Origin of the sequence: Bowmanella yangjiangensis (genome assembly GCF_017255015.1) — a bacterium.
GTDB lineage: Bacteria > Pseudomonadota > Gammaproteobacteria > Enterobacterales > Alteromonadaceae > Bowmanella > Bowmanella yangjiangensis.
This window is the reverse complement of the sequence record NZ_JAFKCS010000057.1, coordinates 1-5,947: the sequence shown is the minus strand read 5'-3', so window position 1 is coordinate 5,947 and position 5,947 is coordinate 1. Positions and strand designations below refer to the sequence as shown.

The 5,947-nt window shown below is 48.9% G+C and carries 6 protein-coding genes; 5 read left to right on the top strand and 1 reads right to left on the bottom strand.

Going from position 1 to position 5,947, the window contains the following annotated elements:
- The 5 genes from J0A65_RS21080 to pyrF all read left to right on the top strand — a co-directional run.
- Positions 1 to 510 (top strand): S1 RNA-binding domain-containing protein (locus tag J0A65_RS21080; RefSeq protein WP_206596309.1); only part of this gene is annotated, 510 nt, incomplete at its 5' end.
- 73 nt (positions 511 to 583) lie between these two features.
- A complete protein-coding gene (gene ihfB / locus J0A65_RS21075; RefSeq protein ID WP_206596308.1) occupies positions 584 to 874 on the top strand; it encodes an integration host factor subunit beta in 291 nt (96 codons plus the stop codon).
- 131 nt (positions 875 to 1,005) lie between these two features.
- Positions 1,006 to 1,260: a lipopolysaccharide assembly protein LapA domain-containing protein gene (locus J0A65_RS21070; protein ID WP_206596307.1), complete on the top strand. Its 255-nt coding sequence runs from the start codon at positions 1,006 to 1,008 to the stop codon at positions 1,258 to 1,260.
- A 5-nt stretch (positions 1,261 to 1,265) separates the two neighbouring features.
- Positions 1,266 to 2,435 carry a lipopolysaccharide assembly protein LapB gene (gene lapB, locus J0A65_RS21065; RefSeq protein WP_206596306.1) on the top strand — a complete coding sequence of 390 codons (1,170 nt, stop codon included), beginning with the start codon at positions 1,266 to 1,268 and terminating at the stop codon, positions 2,433 to 2,435.
- A complete protein-coding gene (gene pyrF / locus J0A65_RS21060; RefSeq protein ID WP_206596305.1) occupies positions 2,436 to 3,131 on the top strand; it encodes an orotidine-5'-phosphate decarboxylase in 696 nt (231 codons plus the stop codon).
- A 95-nt stretch (positions 3,132 to 3,226) separates the two neighbouring features.
- Here pyrF and J0A65_RS21055 read toward each other — a convergent pair whose 3' ends face one another.
- Positions 3,227 to 5,836 (bottom strand): Rne/Rng family ribonuclease, encoded by a 2,610-nt coding sequence (locus J0A65_RS21055; RefSeq protein WP_232850086.1) that lies wholly within the window; start codon positions 5,834 to 5,836, stop codon positions 3,227 to 3,229.
- Positions 5,837 to 5,947: the final 111 nt, after the last annotated feature.

Below are 5,947 nucleotides of genomic sequence, written 5' to 3'. Positions count from 1 at the left end.
GGTCTGGTTCACTTGTCTGACATTTCTTGGAACAAAGCCGGCGAAGAAGCCGTACGTGATTACAAGAAAGGCGACGAGATCTCTGCTGTTGTACTGCAAGTTGACCCAGAGCGTGAGCGTATCAGCTTGGGCGTGAAACAAATCGAAGAAGATCCTTTCAATAAGTATCTGACAGATAACAAGAAAGGTGCTATCGTTGTCGGTAAGGTTACCGCTGTTGACGCCAAAGGCGTGACTGTTGAGCTGGCTGAAGAAGTAGAAGGTTACATTCGTGCAACCGACCTGATGCGTGACCGCGTTGAAGATGCTTCTGAAGTTGTCAAAGTCGGCGAAGAAATCGAAGCCAAATACGTTGGTGTTGATCGTAAGAACCGTATCGTTAACTTGTCTGTGAAGGCAAAAGACGAAGCGGAAGAGAAAGAAGCGATCGACAAAGTGAACCAGCAGGAAGAATCTGGTTTCGGAAACGCTATGGCTGAAGCTTTCAAAGCAGCGAAAGGCGAAGAGTAAGGAGTCGGGGAGGCCGATTGGCCTCCTCAACAGATCGGTAACTGTATGATTTGTCCTAGATCACGAGGTTAATATGACCAAATCTGAACTAATCGACAGACTTGCTGATAAAGCCCGACATATCCCGGCCAAGGACGTGGAAGCGGCGATAAAAGAAATGCTGGAACAGATGGCGCAAACTCTGCAGAAGGGTGAGCGTATCGAAATCCGCGGATTCGGCAGTTTTTCACTGCATTATCGAGCGCCTCGCGTTGGTCGTAACCCTAAAACTGGTGAAACAGTGAAGTTGGACGGCAAGTACGTTCCTCACTTTAAACCTGGCAAGGAATTGCGTGAAAGGGTAAATGACGGGATGACTCACTAATAGAAAAGGCATCCCATTTGGGGTGCCTTTTTTGTCATTGTCAGTCAGTGCTTTATCATCGAGTCAACGTTATTTGACGTTATTTTTTTACCAATAAAAACCAACCCTGATTGCCTATATGGGAGTATGACTTGAAGCTGATTTTGAGCCTGTTGCTGGCAGTGTTGATTTTTCTACTTGCCTTAGCCATCGGCGCACAAAATGACCAATTGGTTCAGGTTAATTATCTCATTGCACAATCTGAGTTGCGGCTGTCCAGTTTGATGGCTGTGATGTTTGTTGGTGGTGTTGTGGTCTGTCTGCTTTTCTGTATTTTCTGGTTTATCGGTTTTCGTTGGCGTGACCGACGCAAAGCCAAGCTGGTTAACAGTCAAAGAGACAGCTAATTCCCATGCTTGAGCTGCTTTTCCTCCTGCTTCCTGTCGCAGCCGGCTATGGTTGGGTTATGGGGCGTAATAGTTTGCGCCAGGCCCAGCGTAAACAATCCAGCATCTTATCCCGGCATTATTATAAAGGGTTGAATTTCCTGCTATCAGATCAACCAGATAAGGCCGTTGATACCCTAATTAAAATGATCAATGTCGACAGTGATACTGTCGAAACCCATATTGCAATGGGCAATTTCTTCCGTCACCGGGGGGAATTAGACCGAGCCATACGGGTTCACCAGAATCTGGTTGATAAAGAGCAGCTGAATGATGCGCTTAAGCAACAAGCATTAAAAGAGTTAGGCCGCGATTACTTGCTAGCCGGCTTTTTGGAACGTGCTGAAGCGGCTTTTTTGCAGTTGCTGGATAGTGACAAGTACTTTATGGATGCCCAGCAGCAACTGTTTAATATTTATCAAACTACCAAAGAATGGGACCGCGCCATTGAACTGGCCGAACGCATGGTGAACTGCCATGGCGATAGTCTCGAACTATGTGAACGCGTAGCGCATTTTTATTGTGAGCAAGCCGCGGTTCACCTTAAAAAGCAAGCATTTGAGCAAGCTGAGAAGAGTTTACAAAAAGCCGTGTTATCGGATGAACACGCGGTACGTCCGTGGCTGATGTTGGGGCAAATGGCCATTGCACAGCAAGACTATTTGCAAGCGCAGGAGTACCTGCAACAAGTGCCGGTCAGGGATGTAACCTGGTTAAGTGAAGCCGTTCCTTTATTGCAAGAATGTGCAGACAAGCTCAATGATACGTCCGTACTTGAAGTTCTGCTGGAAACCTATCATCAGCAATGTGCCACAGCTTACCTGGCGAAAGTAAAATTGATGGCAAGCAAAGGGCAGGAGAGCCAAGCTGCCGATTTTCTACTTCAGCAGTTGCATAAAAAGCCTACCATGAAAGGGTTTGAAACCCTGATGAATTTATACCAGCACCAAAGTACCACGGAGCAAGTGGGTAACAGCTTAGCTATGCTTCAGGAACTGGTGCAGGAACAGATTAAACAAAGACCCAAGTATCGTTGTACCGCCTGTGGTTTCTCTGGTCGCCAATTGCACTGGTTGTGTCCATCCTGCAAGAAGTGGGGACTGGTGAAGCCAATAAAAGGTTTGGATGGAGAGTAGATGAAAGATCCTAAAATAGTGGTTGCACTGGATTTTGATAACCAGAAACACGCGTTGCAGTTTGTTGATCAAATAGACCCACAGAGCTGTAGGTTGAAGGTGGGTAAAGAGATGTTTACCTATTTTGGCCCTGACTTCGTTAAGCAGCTTATCAGCAGGGACTTTGATGTATTTCTCGACCTGAAATTTCACGATATACCGAATACCGTTGCCAAAGCCTGCGTCGCTGCAGCTGAATTGGGTGTGTGGATGGTGAATTTGCATGCTAGCGGTGGGACCAAAATGATGGAAACCAGTCGCGCTGCGTTAGAACAGTTTGGTGATCAGCGTCCATTGCTGATTGCGGTTACTGTACTTACCAGCATGTCGGAAGCGGAGTTAAGGGCGACGGGGGTCGATAAAACCCCTGAGCAGCAAGTGTTGCATCTGGCTGGATTAGCAAAAGGTGCTGGGTTGGATGGGGTAGTCTGCTCAGCCCAGGAAGCGGTTGCCTTGAAACGCAGCCTGGGCCAGGATTTTAAACTGGTTACACCAGGTATACGTCCTGCTGGTGCCGCTATCGGTGACCAACACCGGATAATGACGCCTGAACAAGCCGTGCAGGCTGGAGTAGACTACATGGTTATCGGCAGACCTATTACTCAGGCCGCCGATCCGGTGGAAGCGTTAGCGGCAATTAATCGCACTATCGCTTAGACAGCCAAGATATTTAGCTGGTTAAATCTCTTTTCAACACAGAGTCGAGAACATTAAAAAGGCCGCAATTGCGGCCTTTTTCTGTGACTGGCAGATTACTCCTCGACACTTTCCGGTTTAGTTGCAGGTGCATCAGCACGTGTACTGTAGTTTGCTCGTGCCGCTGCTTTCCCTGATGTCTTCAGTTCGGGTCTGCTGGCGATTTCCAAGGCTTGTATTTGGATATCGGCAAACTCTTCCGGCAGGCTCACTGGCTTAGCCATTGGAGCAGAAGTGAAATGGAACTGCGGCGCTTTACCACTAACGGCAACAGGTTTAGCTTGTCTTGTTTTGGCTTTAGGGGCAGCTTTTTTCTCAGCAACCTCAGCAACCTCAGCAACCTCAGCAACCTCAGCAACCTCAGCAACCTCAGCAACCTCAGCAACCTCAGCAACCTCAGCAACCTCAGCAACCTCAGCAACCTCAGCAACCTCAGCAACCTCAGCAACCTCAGGCTTTACATCGTTACTAGCATTATCTTCCAAGGCAATTTCTACTTGCTGTGGCGCTTTGCTGCGACGGGTTCTGCGCTTGGGCTTTTCAGCTTGTTCCTCTGCGGCGTTAACGTCCTCGGCCGGAGCCTCTGCCAAATCACGGGCTGATTCCAGAACCTCTGGGGTTTGAGCTACTTCAGCAGGCACTTCTGGCGCTACAACGTCAGCAACCGCCTCTTCGTGCTGAGAAACAACATCTAATGCCAGTTGGTCCTGCGCAGGTGAAGTCGTTTCACCTTCCTGTTCTAGCTCCTGATCCTTACGACGTTTTTGACCAGCAGCGCGAATATGGCGAGGCGAGCGACGGCTGCGATTGCGTCCACCATCGTCCTTCTGCTGATCTTTATCCGCACCTGGTTCTTCACTTTGTCCTGGCTCGTTGGTCTCAGCTTGCACAACTACTGCCACATTTTCCACGTCTGCAACAGGTGCTATAGCGGGCTTAGCAACGACAGTTTCAGTCGCTTCGACCTGCACTGGCTGCTGAAGCAGCTCAGTATCTTGTGCATTGTTGGTCTCGTTGGCTTGAACGCGAACAGAGCGGCGCTTATCTCGACGTTGACGACGTTCTGCCAATTGTTCTTGCTTAGGTTGACGCTGCGGCTCTTTGTGCTGCACTTTGTTATCTGTCAACTGCTGGTTGTCAGCATCCTCAGCTTTGTTGCGTCTGTTGTTTCTGCGTTGATCCCGTGGCTCATCACGACGTGAATCTTTGCGGGCCTCATCACGGTTGCTCTGATCGTCGCGGCGATCGTCACGCTTTTCTTCATTGCGGGCACGTTTGTTATCGCGACGACCATCTTCAGGTCGGTTTCTGTCACGACGAGGTTTCTTGCCACGCTGCTGATTATTACGGTTACCGCGATTGCCTGATTCGCTGGGTTTACTTTGCGGCTGCTCTGATGCAAACAGCGACTTAAACCAACTTCCTAGTTTTTCCAACAGTGATGGTCCCTGTGGGGCGGCTTGCTTAGCGACAGGGGCGGCTTTGGGCGGAGAAATCAGGGTTTTCAGCGCAGGCTCTTCGCGACTAGGTTGTTCCTGACCAACCTTAGGCTGATCGATACTACGAGTTTCGTCCAAGGTCACATTGTAACTGGCTTCACTGATCACATCGTCACTTCTGTGACGGGTCACCCGGTAATGGGGTGTTTCCATATTAGGATTTGGGATGATCAGTAAATGCACTTGATGGCGCTGTTCAATACTACGCACCGCATTGCGTTTTTCATTCAATAAATAAGTAGCAACGCTGACCGGCACCTGGGCTTCAATTTGACCGGTGTTGTCCTTGATTGCTTCCTCTTCCATGATACGCAAAACAGACAAGGCAAGAGATTCGGTACCGCGTACTGTACCTACGCCATCACAACGAGGGCATACATGGTGAGCCGATTCACCCAAAGAAGGGCGGAGACGCTGACGGGACATTTCCAGTAAGCCGAAACGTGAAATACGGCCTAGCTGCACTCTGGCGCGATCGGATTTAACCGCATCGGCCAGGCGCTTTTCCACTTCACGTTGGTGACGCACAGGGGTCATGTCGATAAAGTCGATAACGAACAAGCCACCTAAGTCGCGCAGACGTAATTGACGAGCAATCTCATCTGCTGCTTCCAGGTTGGTGTTCAGAGCGGTTTCTTCAATATCCCCACCTTTAGTAGCTCGTGCAGAGTTGATATCTACAGAGGTCAGGGCTTCAGTTTGATCAATAACAATGGAGCCGCCGGACGGTAAACGGACTTCCCGTTGAAAGGCCGATTCAATTTGCGTTTCAATCTGGTAATGACTGAAAAGGGGGACATCGCCTTTATACAGCTTAATGCGACTGATAAAGTCGGGTCTCACCAATTCGATATGTTGTTTGGCCTGCTCAAAAATCTGCTCGTCATCAATCAGGATCTCGCCGATATCGCGACGCAAATAGTCACGAATGGCACGTACGATAACATTACTTTCCTGATGAATCAGGAAGGGAGCCTGACGGGATTTTGAGGCATCTTCAATGGCTTGCCAGTGGGTCAGCAAAACGCTCAGATCCCATTCAAGCTCTTCATAAGATTTTCCAACACCTGCCGTACGTACAATCAGTCCCATGCCATCAGGCAAAGACAATTTGTTTAGTGCTTGCTTCAGGTCAGTGCGTTCATCTCCTTCGATGCGACGATGCAAGTTTTTTTCTGCTGCTTATGCTGTTTACTCTGTATTCAACGAAAGAGAGAAAACCAACAATGATTAGACTTGTTGCCTCAGTTGTTATGGCTCTGCTGCTTGTCGCTTGCG

Coding starts and splice junctions, on each gene's coding strand:
- ihfB (WP_206596308.1), top strand. CDS start 584: ATGACCAAATCTGAACTAATCGACAGACTTGCTGATAAAGCCCGACAT.
- lapB (WP_206596306.1), top strand. CDS start 1,266: ATGCTTGAGCTGCTTTTCCTCCTGCTTCCTGTCGCAGCCGGCTATGGT.
- pyrF (WP_206596305.1), top strand. CDS start 2,436: ATGAAAGATCCTAAAATAGTGGTTGCACTGGATTTTGATAACCAGAAA.